This is a genomic window from Stenotrophomonas sp. YJH_SMC_101-4 (genome assembly GCF_059370395.1).
On record NZ_JCAFTP010000005.1, the window covers coordinates 375,329 to 389,310 of the forward strand.

The 13,982-nt window shown below is 67.3% G+C and carries 13 protein-coding genes; 7 read left to right on the forward strand and 6 right to left on the reverse strand.

Features of this window, described 5'->3' with window-relative positions:
* Positions 1 to 80: 80 nt before the first annotated feature.
* Positions 81 to 1,127 carry a metal-dependent hydrolase gene (locus AC5P8D_RS18155; protein WP_010481878.1) on the forward strand — a complete coding sequence of 349 codons (1,047 nt, stop codon included), beginning with the start codon at positions 81 to 83 and terminating at the stop codon, positions 1,125 to 1,127.
* A gap of 44 nt (positions 1,128 to 1,171) precedes the next feature.
* On the opposite strand, the gene AC5P8D_RS18160 is transcribed toward AC5P8D_RS18155, so the two are convergent.
* From AC5P8D_RS18160 to AC5P8D_RS18175, 4 genes are all read right to left on the reverse strand, one after another.
* Positions 1,172 to 1,999, reverse strand: a complete 828-nt coding sequence (locus AC5P8D_RS18160; RefSeq protein WP_019661094.1) for a class I SAM-dependent methyltransferase — start codon at positions 1,997 to 1,999, stop codon at positions 1,172 to 1,174.
* Positions 2,000 to 2,058: 59 nt separating this feature from the next.
* Positions 2,059 to 3,054 carry a tRNA dihydrouridine synthase DusB gene (gene dusB, locus AC5P8D_RS18165; RefSeq protein ID WP_049409926.1) on the reverse strand — a complete coding sequence of 332 codons (996 nt, stop codon included), beginning with the start codon at positions 3,052 to 3,054 and terminating at the stop codon, positions 2,059 to 2,061.
* Between the two features lie 147 nt (positions 3,055 to 3,201).
* Positions 3,202 to 3,633: a hypothetical protein gene (locus tag AC5P8D_RS18170; protein WP_019338090.1), complete on the reverse strand. Its 432-nt coding sequence runs from the start codon at positions 3,631 to 3,633 to the stop codon at positions 3,202 to 3,204.
* A gap of 109 nt (positions 3,634 to 3,742) precedes the next feature.
* Complete coding sequence (locus AC5P8D_RS18175; RefSeq protein ID WP_010481875.1) at positions 3,743 to 4,660, reverse strand: LysR family transcriptional regulator; 918 nt, start codon at positions 4,658 to 4,660, stop codon at positions 3,743 to 3,745.
* Positions 4,661 to 4,754: 94 nt separating this feature from the next.
* Here AC5P8D_RS18175 and AC5P8D_RS18180 point away from each other — a divergent pair, with 94 nt between their 5' ends.
* Positions 4,755 to 5,975, forward strand: a complete 1,221-nt coding sequence (locus AC5P8D_RS18180) for an MFS transporter (protein ID WP_049409918.1) — start codon at positions 4,755 to 4,757, stop codon at positions 5,973 to 5,975.
* A 64-nt stretch (positions 5,976 to 6,039) separates the two neighbouring features.
* Here the strand turns inward: AC5P8D_RS18180 and AC5P8D_RS18185 are convergent, their stop codons facing one another.
* On the reverse strand, positions 6,040 to 7,005 hold the full coding sequence (locus AC5P8D_RS18185) for a ribokinase (RefSeq protein WP_010481872.1): 966 nt from the start codon (positions 7,003 to 7,005) through the stop codon (positions 6,040 to 6,042).
* Between the two features lie 25 nt (positions 7,006 to 7,030).
* Positions 7,031 to 8,329: a NupC/NupG family nucleoside CNT transporter gene (locus tag AC5P8D_RS18190; protein ID WP_010481870.1), complete on the reverse strand. Its 1,299-nt coding sequence runs from the start codon at positions 8,327 to 8,329 to the stop codon at positions 7,031 to 7,033.
* A 193-nt stretch (positions 8,330 to 8,522) separates the two neighbouring features.
* Between AC5P8D_RS18190 and AC5P8D_RS18195 the strand changes: the two genes are divergently transcribed.
* The 5 genes from AC5P8D_RS18195 to AC5P8D_RS18215 all read left to right on the forward strand — a co-directional run bounded on the left by AC5P8D_RS18195 (position 8,523) and on the right by AC5P8D_RS18215 (position 13,982).
* Entirely contained in the window at positions 8,523 to 9,494 is a 972-nt protein-coding gene (locus AC5P8D_RS18195; RefSeq protein WP_495203558.1) for an aldo/keto reductase, read from the forward strand.
* Positions 9,495 to 9,786: 292 nt separating this feature from the next.
* A complete protein-coding gene (gene hemP, locus AC5P8D_RS18200; protein ID WP_005412278.1) occupies positions 9,787 to 9,981 on the forward strand; it encodes a hemin uptake protein HemP in 195 nt (64 codons plus the stop codon).
* 153 nt (positions 9,982 to 10,134) lie between these two features.
* Positions 10,135 to 12,378 carry a TonB-dependent hemoglobin/transferrin/lactoferrin family receptor gene (locus AC5P8D_RS18205; protein WP_349744751.1) on the forward strand — a complete coding sequence of 748 codons (2,244 nt, stop codon included), beginning with the start codon at positions 10,135 to 10,137 and terminating at the stop codon, positions 12,376 to 12,378.
* A gap of 4 nt (positions 12,379 to 12,382) precedes the next feature.
* Complete coding sequence (locus tag AC5P8D_RS18210) at positions 12,383 to 12,982, forward strand: ChuX/HutX family heme-like substrate-binding protein (RefSeq protein WP_010481862.1); 600 nt, start codon at positions 12,383 to 12,385, stop codon at positions 12,980 to 12,982.
* A gap of 73 nt (positions 12,983 to 13,055) precedes the next feature.
* Complete coding sequence (locus tag AC5P8D_RS18215; protein ID WP_057504247.1) at positions 13,056 to 13,982, forward strand: DUF6607 family protein; 927 nt, start codon at positions 13,056 to 13,058, stop codon at positions 13,980 to 13,982.

Consider the following 13,982-nt stretch of genomic DNA (forward strand, 5'->3'; position numbering starts at 1 on the left):
CTGCTCTTCATTGCGTGTAACGGCAGCCGAGCATGGGCTCGGCTCTACATGCACCGCCCGCAAGCCGCTAGCATCGGTCCATGGATTCCCTGACCCAGATCGTGCTCGGCGGCGCCGTCGCCGCTGCCATCGCTCCGCCCGGCCAGCGCCGCGCGGCCCTGTTGGCCGGTGCCGCGCTCGGCACCCTGCCGGACCTCGATGCCCTGTGGCTTGGCTTCACCGCCGCCGACCCCGTGGCGAACATGATCGAGCACCGCAGCTTCAGCCATTCGCTGCTGGTGCTGCCCTGGGTGGCAGCGCTGATCTGGTGGCTGTTCAAGCGCTTCGGCAACGGCCGGGTTGCGCAGTCACCGGTGCGCTGGTTCTGGGCGATCCAGCTGGCGCTGGTCACCCATCCGCTGTTGGATGCATTCACCGTTTACGGCACCCAGTTGTGGTGGCCGTTGCGGCCACACCCGACCATGGGCTCCAGCGTCTTCATCATCGATCCCGGCTACACGGTGTGGCTGCTGCTGGGCTGCGTGCTGGCCTGGTTTGGCCGCGCCCGCCCCTGGGCTGGCAAGGTGCTGGGTGTGGCGTTGCTGGCCAGCAGTGCCTACCTGGGCTGGGGCCTGATCGCCAAGGCCCAGGTTGACCGTGCTGCCCAGCAGAGCCTGGCGGCGATGGGCCTGGGCGATGCCCCGCGCTTCTCGGTGCCGATGCCGTTCAACACCCTGCTGTGGCGGGTGGTGGCGATGACGCCGAACGGCTACGTGGTGGGCGACCGCTCGCTGGTGGCCGACCATGGGCCGATGCAGTTCGAAGGCCACGCGTCCAACGTGCAGGCACTGCGTGAAGCAGGGGGCATCCCGGCGGTGCAGCAGCTGACCTGGTTCAACCGTGGCTTCATGCGTGCGCAGGTGATGGACGGCCGGCTGGTGCTGAGCGACCTGCGCATGGGCCTGGAGCCGGACTACACCTTCAACTTCGCCGTGGCAGAGCAGGTCGACGGGCAGTGGCGGCCAATCACGCCCGAGCAGCTGCGGGCGGATTACAGCAGTCCCGCCGCGCGCGCTGATGCCGGGCGCCGGCTGGCGGCGATGTGGCAGCGGATCTGGCATGCGCCCGTAGTCGGCGCTGTCGAGTAGATCCACGCCATGCGTGGATGCGGGAGCATTGGTGCCGCGTCGGCTCAATACACCGTTGCGCGGCCCTGCACGAACGAATAGAAGAACACCGCATTCGGGTCGTTCTGCACCAGGCGGAACTCGCGACGCATGCCTTCCACGGTTTCCTCGTCCACCGAGCCGGCCTGCAGCAGTTGGTCGGCGGCCGACAGCAGCAGCTGCTCCCAGAACGCGATCATCGTCTTGCGCCGCGCCGGTTCGCGGTTGTCCAGGTGGATGGTCTTGATCTCGGTGTGCACGTCGCGGAAGCCGCCGGCCAGCAGCAGGTTGCCCAGCTTGGCGCCAACGAACGGGTCGCCCCCGTGGTCGTACTGGAAATCGTTGAACGCCATCCAGTAACGCCAGATGTGCGGCGAATACGGGTCGAGCAGGAACGAGGCATTCATCACCTCGGTGATGTAGACCGGCGAACCCGGTGCCAGCACCCGGCGCACCTCGCTCAGCACGCGCGCCGGTGACGGCACGTGCTCCAGTACCCAGCACAGGAACGCCGAGTCGAAGCTGCGTGCCTCGAACGGGAGCTCGCCGGCGTCAGCCTGCTGCAGGGTGTAGCGATCGCTGCACCACGGCGTGCGCGCCAGGTTCTCGCGCGCGGTGGCCAGCTGGGCCTCGCTCAGGTCCACACCGGTCACGTGCAGCTCGGGGAAGCGGCGCAGCAGGATCTCGGTCTGCGCACCCACGCCGCTGCCGACTTCCAGCAGGCGCCGCGCGCCGCTGTAGTCGATCTGGCCGAAGATGCTCGATTCCAGCAGGCGCGCCTGGGTCATCAGGCGCTGCTGCTCGGTGCCGGAGAACCCGTGCAGGTAGGTCGGGGAGGAGATCGGCGGGGTCATGGGGCGGGCTCTTGTAGCGTCGAGCAGGCTCGACTGTCCGGAAACGCAGGATTGGCGGCTCAGGCCGCCGAAGACAACGCCGGTTCCCCGGCGATCAGGCGGTCGAAGTACTCGGTGGTCAGCGCGACCTGGCTCTGCGGGTCTTCGGCGCGGTTGACCACGGCGCGGAAGGCCGCATTCTCCGGCCGGTCCTTGGCATACCAGCCCAGGTGCTTGCGCGCGATGCGCACGCCCTGCGGCTCGCCATAGAACGCATGCAGTGCGTGCAGGTGGCCGAGCAGGATGTCGCGCACTTCCGCCAACGACGGTGGTGGCAGTTCCTCGCCGGTGGCCAGATAGTGCGCCACTTCGCGGAAGATCCACGGCCGGCCCTGTGCCGAGCGGCCGATCATCACCGCGTCCACGCCGGTCTGCTGCAGCACGTATGCCGCCTTCTGCGGCGAATCGATATCGCCGTTGGCGATCACCGGAATGCGCAGCGCGGCCTTGATCTCGCCGATCGTGGCGTACTCGGCCTGGCCGGTGTAATGCTGGTCGCGGGTGCGGCCATGCACCGCCAGCGCGGCGATGCCGCTGTCCTCGGCGATGCGGGCGATCACCGGGCCATTGCGATGGTCGCAGTCCCACCCGGTGCGGATCTTCAGGGTGACCGGAACGTCCACCGCGTTGACCACGGCCTCGAGGATGCGCGCCACCAGCTGCTCGTCGCGCATCAGTGCCGAACCGGCCCAGGCGTTGCACACCTTCTTGGCCGGGCAGCCCATGTTGATGTCGATGATCTGCGCGCCGTGGTCGACGTTGTAGCGTGCGGCCTCGGCCAGCTGCTGCGGCTCGGTGCCGGCGATCTGCACGCTGATCGGGGCCGGCTCGCCATCATGATCCATGCGGTGGATCGACTTGCGCGTGTTCCAGAAACGCGGGTCACTGATGGTCATTTCCGAGGCGGCCAGCCCCGCGCCCAGCCGTTTGCACAGCAGGCGGAAGGGCTTGTCGGTGACGCCGGCCATGGGCGCCAGCACGACGTTGGGGGCAATGGTGTACGGGCCGATCTGCATGCGCCCATTGTAGGGCGCGGGCGGCGGTACGGCCGTGTCGGACGCGGTCCGGTTCAGGCCGATCGGCACCGACCTCATGCCGTACCGGCATCAGCAGATGCTTGACGGTTGCTTCCGCCGCCCCCAAGGGCGGGCGATGGTAGGCGGCTACCCCAGGCTCTGCCAGGCCTGGCGGGTACCCAGCGCGAAGGCCAGCCCCAAGCTGAGGCACACCAGTGAACTGACCACCCAGAAGCGCCGGCCGTTGTCGCCGGGCCGGAGCAGGGCCAGCCCGAAGCCCATCGCCGCGCGCAGCAGCAACAGCAGGGCGATGCCCGACAGGACCAGACGGCTGGCCGGCAGCGGCGAATGCCAGCCCGCTGCGGCCAGTGCGTACAGGGTCCAGGCCACCAGCACGGCCGTAATGCCGGCGGTCATCAGCGGCGGCCACCAATGCCCGGCCTGTGCCAGCCGGACCATGCGCGGGCCAGCACCGAAGTACCTGTACCACGCGGCGCCGAAGGCAATACAGCCGATATGCAGCAGGGCCGCAATGGCACTACCGGCGGCGGCAACCAGCAACCAAGGGAATCCGTCCATGTCCTGCCCACGCTGAAACGCTGCGCGGATGGTGGGTGAGGGGCGGGATGCGGGCAATGCGACCGGCAGTCGCAGCCGTCCGATGCGACCACAGGTGATAGCGCTGCGCTCAGCGCGGCGGATCGATCTGCAACCCGGCGCCGAGACGGTCCAGGGCCACGTCCACGCGTGGCAGCCGCTGCCGGCCTTGCGGCCACAACAGGCGCAGCGGCAGGCCGCGGCAGTCCAGCGACGGCAGGATCGAGACCAGGCTGCCGCGCGCCAGCGCGTCATCGACAAGCCAGGTGGCCAGCTGCGCGATGCCGAAGCCGGCCTCGACCGCCGCCACCTGGGCCTCGGCGCTGCCAACCACCAGGCGCGCGCGGGCCTGCAGCGGTGTACTGCGCTGCCCGCCATCGGCCACCTGCCACGGCCCGATGCTGCCGTCCGCGCGTCCGAACAGCACACCGTCATGCCCGGCCAGCTCGGCGGCCGAGCGGGGCTGGCCATGCCGGAGCAGGTAGGCCGGGGAGGCGCAGAAGCGCAGGCATTCGTAACCGAGCTGGCGGCTGCCCAGCGTGGCGGGCAGCGGCTCGGGACCGCCGATGCGTACGGCGAGGTCGACGCCGTCCTCGGCGAGGTCGCTGAAGCGGTCGCTGAAGGTCACCTGCGGATGCAGCTGTGGAAACTCGGCGGCCAGCTGCAGCAGCAACGGCCAGACTTTGAGGCGCCCGAAGGTGGCCGGCGCATCCACCCGCAGGCGGCCCACGGGAGCGTCTGCGTGCGAGACCAGCACTGACTCGGCATCGGCCAGTTCGCCCAGCACCCGCACGCAGGTGCGGTAGAAGCCCTCACCGGCCTCGGTCAGGCGAAGGCGGCGCGTGCTGCGTTCGAACAACCGCGCTCCCAGCCGCGCCTCCAGCCGCGCGATGGTCTTGCCCACCGCCGAACTGGTCAGGTGCAGGCGTTCGGCGGCGGCAGTGAAACTGCCGGCATCGGCGGTGGCGACGAAGGCCTCTATGCCGCGCAGGCGCTCGGTGGGAAGCATGGGGAGAAATTCTGTCCGGAATCGATGGAAAACATAGCAGCAATCGGAACTCACGGAGGAAATAGGCTGGCGACCCCTGTTCTGATGCCCGCCCATGTCCTCCCTTGATTCCGCCGTGACCGCTGTCCACGCAAACGCTCGCGCACGTCTTTCAGTCGTCCTGCTGGCGGTGTCCGCCTTCGTCATCGTCACCACCGAGTTCCTGATCGTCGGCCTGTTGCCCGCGCTGGCGCGCGACCTTGGCCTGGGCATCGCCCGAGCGGGGCAGCTGGTCACCTTGTTCGCGTTCACCGTGATGCTGGCCGGGCCACCCTTGACCGCGCTGCTGTCACACGTCGGCCGGCGCCGCCTGTTCGTGGTCATCCTGCTGCTGTTCGCGGCTTCCAACGCGCTGGCCGCGATGGCCACGCAGCCGTGGCTGCTGGCGCTGGCGCGGGTGCTGCCGGCACTGGCCCTGCCGGTGTTCTGGGGCACCGCCAGCGAGACTGCTGTGCAGCTGGCTCCTGCAGGGCAGGGAGGCCGTGCTGTCGCGCGGGTCTACTTGGGTATCACCGCCGCAATGCTGTTCGGTATCCCACTGGGGACGTTGGCCGCCGACGCCCTCGGTTGGCGCGGCAGCTTCTGGCTGTTGGCGGCCCTGTCGCTGTTGATGGCGGGCGCGCTGGCGTTGTGGATGCCGGACACCGTGGTCGGGCCGCGGCGCGCGCTGGGCGAGCAGGCACGTGTGCTGCGCCAGCCGCAGTTGCTGGGCCATGTGCTGCTGTCGGTGCTGGTGTTCACCGCGATGTTTGCTGCCTACACCTACCTGGCCGATGTACTGGAGCGGCTGATGCGGGTACCGGCGGCACAGGTGGGCTGGTGGTTGATGGGCTTCGGCGCCGTGGGACTGCTCGGCAATGCACTGGGTGGGCGCTGGGTCGATCGTGCGCCCCTGGGCGCGACCCTGGTGTTCTGCGCGGTGCTGGCGCTGGGCATGCTGGCCAGTGTCGGGCTGGCCGGCCACGGCGCATTCGTGCTCATCGCATTGGTCCTGTGGGGTGTGGCGCATACCGCATTGTTCCCGCTGTGCCAGGTGCGGGTGATGCGTGCAGCGCCCCAGGCACAGGCGCTGGCCGGAACCTTGAATGTGTCTGCGGCCAACGCCGGCATCGGCCTGGGTGCGCTGCTGGGAGGTGGGGCCATCGAACGCTTCGGCCTGGCATCGCTGGGCGCGGTGGGCGCGGCCGTCGCGTTGCTGGCGATTGCCGCTGGCCTGTTGCTGGGATGGCTTGCGCGGTCTCGTTCATCCACGCATGGTGTGGATCTGCCTCATTGAAAAGCAAACAGAAAAGCCCGGGTGTCTGCACACCCGGGCTTCTTCATCCACGCATGGCGTGGAATTACTTTGCTTCGGCGTCGGCCGGGGTGAAACGCGGCATTGCCGCAGCGGCACCTTCCTTCTCGGTCGAACGACCGGCGAACTGGTTGGCGAAGCGCACGTGACGGGCGAACGGGGCGTCGGCCACCTGTGCCAGCGATGCGGCCAGCGCACCGTTGAAGGCGTCGCCGGCGCCGGTGGTGTCGATCGCCTGCACCTGTTCGGCACCTACGCGGTAGTACGGCTGGGTATCGCCGCGCAGGTTCTCGTCGGCATGCGACACGAACACGCCCACCGAACCCAGGGTCACCACCACCGTGCCGTTGCCGACCAGCTTGCGGCACAGCGCGTGCAGGCTGGCGCCATCCAGCGCGGCGACGTCGTTGGCATCCACGCGCTCACCGACATGACGGCCGAGCAGGGCGGCGAACTCGGTCTCGTTCGGGGTGATCACATCGGCCAGCTTGAGCAGGCCGATGGTGGAGGGGGCATCGGCCGGTGCGGTGTTGAGCACGGTGGTGACGCCGGCCTCGCGGGCCGTGGCCAGTGCCGCTTCGATGGTCTGCACCGGCGATTCCAGCTGCACCAGCACCACCTTGGCGCCGGTCAGCAGCGCCTGCTGCTGTTGCAGGAAGTCGGTGCTCAGCGCGGCGTTGGCACCCGGGCCGATCACGATGGTGTTGCGGCCGCGCGCGTCCACATAGATGCCGGCGGTGCCGGTCGGTTCGCTGCTGGCTTCGGCGATCAGACCGAAGCCGTCCTGCGCGGCCAGCTCACGGGCGGTGGCGCCACCGGCGTCGTCGCCCAGCGCGCACACGAAGTGGGTGTCGGCACCGGCGCGGCAGGCCGCCACGGCCTGGTTGAAGCCCTTGCCACCGGGGCCGGTGCTGTAACGGCCGGCAATGGTCGCACCCGGTGCCGGCAGCGACTCGCATCGCCACACGTGATCGACATTGAAGGAACCGACGACAACGACACTGCTGCTCATAGGGAATCTTTTCTCAACCAAGGGTTCAACTGAAGTGCGTCAGCACGCCGGCGATGGTCGCCGTCATGAAGGTGGCAATGGTACCGCCCAGCACGGCGCGCAGGCCGAACTTGGCCAGGTCGTGGCGACGTTCCGGGGCCAGCCCGCCGATGCCGCCGATCTGGATCGCGATCGAGCTGAAGTTGGCGAAGCCGCACAGCGCGTAGGTAGCGATCAGGCGACCTTCCTCGGACAGGCTCACGCCGGCGATCTGGCCGTTCACGATCTGCGACAGCTCGGTGTAGGCCACGAACTCGTTGATCACGACCTTCTGGCCGATCAGCGAACCGACGGTGGTGGCATCGGCCCACGGGGTGCCGATCACCCAGGCGATCGGGGCCAGTACGTAACCGAAGATGGTCGACAGGTTGGTCGGCTTGCCGATGGCAGCGGCCAGGCCGGTCACATCGCCAATCCAGGTAAGCGGTGCGTTCAACAGCGCGATCAGAGCGATGAAGGCCAGCAGCATCGCACCGATGTTCAGCGCCAGCTTCAGGCCGTCACCGGCGCCGGCAGCGGCCGCGTCGATGATGTTGCTGGAGGTCTTTTCGACTTCCATCTTCACCGTGCCGCGGGTCAGCGGGGTGCCGGTTTCCGGGATCAGCAGCTTGGCCACGACCAGGGTGGCCGGGGCCGCCATGATGCTGGCCGCCAGCAGGTGCTTGGCATAGAAGGCCTGCTGCGCCGGATCACCGCCGCCGAGCATGCCCACGTAGGCCGCCAGCACGCCACCGGCGATGTGTGCCATGCCGCCGATCATCATGGTCAGCAGCTCGGACTGGGTCATCCTGGCGATGTACGGGCGCACGGTCAGCGGCGCCTCGGTCTGGCCGATGAAGACGCTGGCGCAGACGCTGGTGGTTTCCGCCCCCGACACGCGCATCACCTTGGTGATCGACCAGGCCATCACGCGCACGATGCCCTGCATGATGTTGAGGTGGTACATCACCCCCATCAGTGCAGAGAAGAAGATGATGGTCGGCAACACCTGGAAGGCGAAGATGAAGCCGTAATTCTTGGTGTCCATCAACGAGCCGAAGATGAAGCCCGAGCCCTCGTTGACGTAGCTGAGGATCTTGACGAAGCCCTTGCCCAGCGCGTCGAACACGTCGCGCCCGCCCGGCACCAGGATCACCAGCGCCGCAAAGGCGATCTGCAGGGTGATACCGGTGGCAACCAGCTTCCAGTCAACCGCGCGCTTGTTATTGGAAAACAACCAGGTGATGCCGATCAGCACCGCCAACCCGAACAGGCCGAAGCCGATCCTGCCCAAACCTTCGACCATGTGAGTGACTCCCCTGGGGCGTCGCGAAAAACGGGAAGCCTAGTGCAGGGCAGGGGCCGGGGCAAGAAAAAGCAGCGTGTGCGCGGCCATCGGTGCCGATCAGGCCAGCAACGGCAAGGGCTTGCGGCTGGCGGCGGCAGGTAGAATGGGGTTCGATCCCGGCCCGGATGCGGGCCCGCAGCAGGAGATTCGCATGCAATACCGTCGCCTGGGCTCCACCGGCCTGCCGATTTCCGCCTTGTCCTTCGGCGCCTGGGTGACCTTCGGCGATCAGGTTCCGCGCGATGAGGCCCGCAACCTGGTGGCCGCCGCCTGGGATCATGGCGTCAACTTCTTCGACAACGCCGAGGGCTATGCCAACGGCCGTGCCGAACAGGTCATGGGGGACGTGATCACCGACCTGCGCCTGCCGCGCGACGGTTTCTGCGTGTCCAGCAAGGTGTTCTTCGGCAGCGCCAAGGACCCGCGACGTACCCAGCGCGGACTGTCGCGCAAGCACGTGACCGACGCCTGCCACGCTGCACTCAAGCGCCTGCGGGTGGACTACCTGGACCTTTATTACTGCCACCGCCCGGATCCGGACGCGCCGATCGCCGAGACCGTGCACGCCATGGATACCCTGGTACGGCAGGGCAAGATCCTTTACTGGGGCACCTCGGAGTGGTCGGCGGCGCAGATCCAGCAGGCGCTGGACATCGCCGAGGCGCGCAACCTGCAGGGTCCGTCGATGGAGCAGCCGCAGTACAACCTGCTGCACCGCGAGCGGGTCGAGGTCGAGTACGCGCCGCTGTATGCAGGTGCCGGCCTGGGCACCACCATCTTCTCGCCGCTGGCCTCGGGCCTGCTCACCGGCAAGTACGACCAGGGCATCCCGGCCGATGCACGGCTGGGGCGCGAAGGCATGGAGTGGTTGCAGGACCTGGTGCTGGGGGCCGACGCCGGGGCCCGCCTGGGCCAGGTGCGCCGTTTCAGCGAAGTCGCGCGCGCACTGGGCCACGCCCCGGCCACGCTGGCGATTGCCTGGTGCCTGCGCAACCCGAATGTCTCCAGCGTGATCCTCGGTGCCAGCCGGGTCAGCCAGCTGCTGCAGAACCTGCAGGCACTGGACGTGCTGGAGCAGGTCGACGCCGCCGGCTGGGCCCAGGTCGAAGCCGTCTTCGCCTGAACCCCGGGGGCCGACCGGGCCTGGGGCCTCGGCCAGGTCGGCTCGGCCGAGGGATCGGGAACGGGATCGGTAGAGTCGACTGTTAGTCGACTGCTTCGAATAAACGACTGCTTCGAGCAACAGCAGTCGACTAACAGTCGACTCTACACATCTACGCCGCTATTTGATTGACAAAAGCTATCGAATTTCCGAATTCGATCATTAATCTCATCAATGAGATTGAGAATGGTTGTTGATTGTCAACTGAGAATCATTATCATTTAACTCGTCCCTCGCACGAGTCCAGATGCTCATGAATGCTCAACCTGTACTGCTGCGCCCCGAAACGCTGACGCTCCGCGATCGACCGGTCCGCGTCGTTCCGCCGGAAGAGGTCATCGACAGCGAAGCCCTGCTCAAGGGCCGTCGTGAAATCCTGATCCAGCACGGCGACCGCTTCTATCGCCTGCGGCACACCAGCAACGACAAGCTGATCCTGACCAAGTAATCGCGGCCTGGTCGCCCGCCTCCCTCCCTCCTGCCGGCAGCGCCGACAGGGTGGGCGACCCGTCCGCTCCTGCTCTCTCCCCCTCGGTCTACCGCGTGCACCTTCCGGGTGTGCCGGTAACCGGGGGTTCCCCTGCCTGACCGACCGAACCCGATGACCCGCCATACCGCCCTTTGCCTTGCTGTCTGGATGGCGCTGCCGCTGTCCGCCCACGCTGCTGCCACTGCCGCACCCGATGCGCGCGAATTCGATCGGGTGCAGGTCACCGCCACCCGCACCGAGCGGGCCGTGAGCGACGTGGCGGCCACCGTGGACGTCATCGACCGTGAGCAGATGGACCGGCATCTGGTGCAGGACATCAAGGATCTGGTGCGCTACGAACCGGGCCTGTCGGTCACCCGCAGCGCGACCCGCTTCGGCCTGGATGGTTTCCGCATCCGTGGCCTGGACGGCAACCGCGTGCGCATCCAGACCGACGGCATCGTCATGCCGACCCGGTTCGACATCGGTTCGTTCGCCAGTTCCAACCGCAACTTCACCGACCTCGATACGCTCAAGCGCGTCGAGATCGTACGTGGCCCGGCCAGCTCGCTGTACGGCTCCGATGCACTCGGCGGCGTGGTCGCGTTCGTGACCAAGGACCCGGCCGACTACCTCAAGGACGGCAAGAACAGCTACTTCGGCCTGAAGTTCGGCTACGACGGTGAGTGGAAGGGCCTGCTTGGCGGTGCCACGGCGGCCTTTGGTGGTGACCACTGGAGCGGCCTGGTCAACGTCAACCACCACCAGGGCCAGGAAACCGACAACAAGGGCACGGTGCGCAGCGACAACGACACCCGCACCGCGTCCAATCCGCAGGATCGCGACGGCCGCAGCCTGCTCAGCAAGCTGGTCTATGCACCCAGCGAAGACCAGCGCTTCCGCCTGACCGTGGAAGGCAACGAAGACACCACCGATACCAATGTGCTGTCGGCGATTGCCAGTGTTGCGCCGCGTCCCGGCGCGATGGCTGCCGCAACTGGCATGAAGTCCCACGACACCCAGAAGCGCAACCGCGTGTCCTTCGCCCACGAAATGGATGCGCTGGACCAGCCGTTCGCCGACAGCCTGCACTGGCAGGTGTACGCGCAGAACAGCGAAACCCGGCAGCAGACCGACGAAACGCGCACCGACGGCACCCGCCGCCACCGCGTGTTCTCCTTCGACCAGCATGCCTATGGCCTGCAGGCGCAGTTCAACAAGGCGTTCACCACCGGCAGCGTCGAGCACGCAGTGACCTACGGTTTCGAAGGCACCCGTACCGAGATCCGCCAGAAGCGCGACGGCTACCAGGTCAGCAAGGCGGGCGTGGTCAGCAACACGGTGTTGCCGGACACCTTCCCGGTGCGTGACTTCCCGATCAGCAAGACCACCGAGCTGGGCCTGTATGCACAGGATGAGATGCGCTTTGCCGATGGCAGGCTGTCGCTGGTGCCGGGCGTGCGCGTGGACCGCTACGAGCTGAAGCCGGAAGTGGACAGCATCTTCGCCGAAGACAACCCGACCACGGCCGTGGCGCAGCTGAAGAAGACCAGCGTGTCGCCGAAGCTGGGCATGGTCTGGCGCTTCACCGACCAGTGGTCGTTGTTCGCCGGTTATGCGCGTGGCTTTCGATCGCCACCGTACAACGACGTCAACATCGGCCTGACCAATGTCGCCTTCCGCTATACCGCCATCGCCAATCCGGACCTGAAGCCCGAAACCAGCGACGGCTACGAACTGGGCCTGCGCTTCATCGCGCCGGCGGCGTACGTCAGCGTCAGCGGCTACTACAACGACTACAAGGATTTCATCCAGTCCAACGTCGATACCGGCCGCAACGCACAGGGTTTGACCGTGTTCCAGTCTCAGAACATCGCCGAAGCACGCATCTATGGCGCGGAAATGAAGGCCGGCATCGAGTTCGGCGAGCTCAGCCCGGCGCTGAAGGGCTGGGCGCTGCGCAGTGCGTTGGCATGGTCGCGTGGTGACAACCGGACCGATGACGAGCCGCTGGCCTCGGTCGATCCGCTTCGCGGCACGCTGGGCCTGATGTACGACACCGATACCTGGGGCGTCGAACTGGCCGGCACCTTCGTACAGCGCAAGAAGCGCCTGCCGCCGCCTGCTGCGCAGACCAATCCGAACGCACCGGCGCCGTTCGTCTACCAGCCGGCCGGCTACGGCGTGCTCGACCTGATGGCGCACTGGAACTTCGCACCGGGTGCCACCTTCAATGTCGGCGTGTTCAACCTGGCCGACAAGCGCTACATCGAATGGTCGTCGATCACCCCGAGCCTGATCACCAATCGCGCACTGAGCGATCGTTTCAGCAGCCCGGGCCGCACCTTCTCCGCCAGCCTTGCCGTTTCCTGGTGACCTCATGAGCCGAGCACTGTCCGCACGCAGGAATGACTCCATCGCCGCGCCGCACAGCGCGGCCTGGCCGACCCCGGCACAGCTGGCCACGCTCGGCACCGTGTTGTGCCTGTACCGCGCCGACGGCAACGAGCTGGGTGGCTGGCGCCAGGCCGTACGCGTGCACGCCTGCCAGGGCGTGGACAGCGAGGGCCTGCGCGAAAGCCTGTGCTTCCTCGATGGCCGCGGCCGCTGCGTGTGGCGTCTGTATCTGCTACCGGACAGCGATTTCCTGGCCTGGGACCGGCTGGTGGCCGCGTTGCCGCCGGGACCGGAACACGACAGCGATGGCAGCGTCGGCGAACGACTGTGGCGGCGCCTGGCCGGCCATCTCGGCGGCCAGCGCTGGCGCCTGTGCGCGCTGCGCCTGCACGCCGCCGACGACGGGCGCACCCTGGCGGCCAGCCTGTCGACCCTGTCCTCGCTGGGCGCGGCCACCGCCCGCCGCATCGCACGCCTGGAAGGTGCTGAAGGCGAACTGGTGATCGACGACTGTTGTTGTGCCGACGCCGCCCGGCGCCCGGCGCCACGGATTCCCGGCGACCTGCCGCTGATCCGCCTGTGACCCTCTCCTGATGGAACGCCCGTTGGCCACGGATGGCCCCTCAATGAATCTGCACCCCCGAAGGAAGACCCCGATGAAGCTCCAGACAGCCAGCGCCATGCTGCTGCTCGCCGCCAGCGGCGTGGCCAGCGCGCAGCCCTCCGATATCGCCCGCGACCACGACAGCATCCTTGCCATGCAGGGTGAGTACACCGTGGACTTCGCGTTCGACGAGACCGTGCTGCTGAAGCCGGGCTACGAGCGTGCACCGGCGATGCGCAGCGGTGGCAGCGAAGTGGTCATCGTGGTCGAGGACACGCCGAAGCGCATCGTGCTGCAGCACCTGCTGCTGGACGAGAAGAGCGGCCACATCACCAAGCACTGGCGCCAGGACTGGGTGTACGAGGCACCGAACCGTTTCGAGTTCAGTGCCGACCAGACCTGGAAGGTGCGCAGCATTCCGGCGGCGGTGAACCAGGGCGCCTGGACCCAGTGCGTGTACGAAGTGAGCGACGCACCGCGCTACTGCGGCACCGGCACCTGGACCTACACCAACAACGTGCCGAGCTGGACCAGCGACCTGAGCTGGCGCCCGCTGCCGCGCCGTGAGTACACCAAGCGCAGCGACTACAACGCGCTGGCCGTGATCAACCGCCACACGCTGACCCCGAACGGCTGGACCCACGAACAGTTCAACACCAAGGTGCAGCGCAACGCCGACGGCAGCCAGGTGGAGATCGCACGCGAGTTCGGCTTCAACGACTACGTGAAGACCACCGAGATCGATTTCACCCCGGCGCGTGACTACTGGAAGGCTACTGCCGGTTACTGGGCCAAGGTGCGCCAGCGCTGGGACGGTTTCCTGGCCCAGGCCCCGGGCGTGCACCTGAAGACCAGGATCGACGGCATGGCGATGATCATTCCGCTGTTCACCCAGGCCGAAGAAATCCAGTCCGGCAAGAAGGTGAAGGACACGCAGATCGACGACGTGTTCGCCAAGTACGTGGAAAAAGCCCAGTAG

Coding starts and splice junctions, on each gene's coding strand:
- AC5P8D_RS18155 (WP_010481878.1), top strand. CDS start 81: ATGGATTCCCTGACCCAGATCGTGCTCGGCGGCGCCGTCGCCGCTGCC.
- AC5P8D_RS18160 (WP_019661094.1), bottom strand. CDS start 1,999: ATGACCCCGCCGATCTCCTCCCCGACCTACCTGCACGGGTTCTCCGGC.
- dusB (WP_049409926.1), bottom strand. CDS start 3,054: ATGCAGATCGGCCCGTACACCATTGCCCCCAACGTCGTGCTGGCGCCC.
- AC5P8D_RS18170 (WP_019338090.1), bottom strand. CDS start 3,633: ATGGACGGATTCCCTTGGTTGCTGGTTGCCGCCGCCGGTAGTGCCATT.
- AC5P8D_RS18175 (WP_010481875.1), bottom strand. CDS start 4,660: ATGCTTCCCACCGAGCGCCTGCGCGGCATAGAGGCCTTCGTCGCCACC.
- AC5P8D_RS18180 (WP_049409918.1), top strand. CDS start 4,755: ATGTCCTCCCTTGATTCCGCCGTGACCGCTGTCCACGCAAACGCTCGC.
- AC5P8D_RS18185 (WP_010481872.1), bottom strand. CDS start 7,005: ATGAGCAGCAGTGTCGTTGTCGTCGGTTCCTTCAATGTCGATCACGTG.
- AC5P8D_RS18190 (WP_010481870.1), bottom strand. CDS start 8,329: ATGGTCGAAGGTTTGGGCAGGATCGGCTTCGGCCTGTTCGGGTTGGCG.
- AC5P8D_RS18195 (WP_495203558.1), top strand. CDS start 8,523: ATGCAATACCGTCGCCTGGGCTCCACCGGCCTGCCGATTTCCGCCTTG.
- hemP (WP_005412278.1), top strand. CDS start 9,787: ATGAATGCTCAACCTGTACTGCTGCGCCCCGAAACGCTGACGCTCCGC.
- AC5P8D_RS18205 (WP_349744751.1), top strand. CDS start 10,135: ATGACCCGCCATACCGCCCTTTGCCTTGCTGTCTGGATGGCGCTGCCG.
- AC5P8D_RS18210 (WP_010481862.1), top strand. CDS start 12,383: ATGAGCCGAGCACTGTCCGCACGCAGGAATGACTCCATCGCCGCGCCG.
- AC5P8D_RS18215 (WP_057504247.1), top strand. CDS start 13,056: ATGAAGCTCCAGACAGCCAGCGCCATGCTGCTGCTCGCCGCCAGCGGC.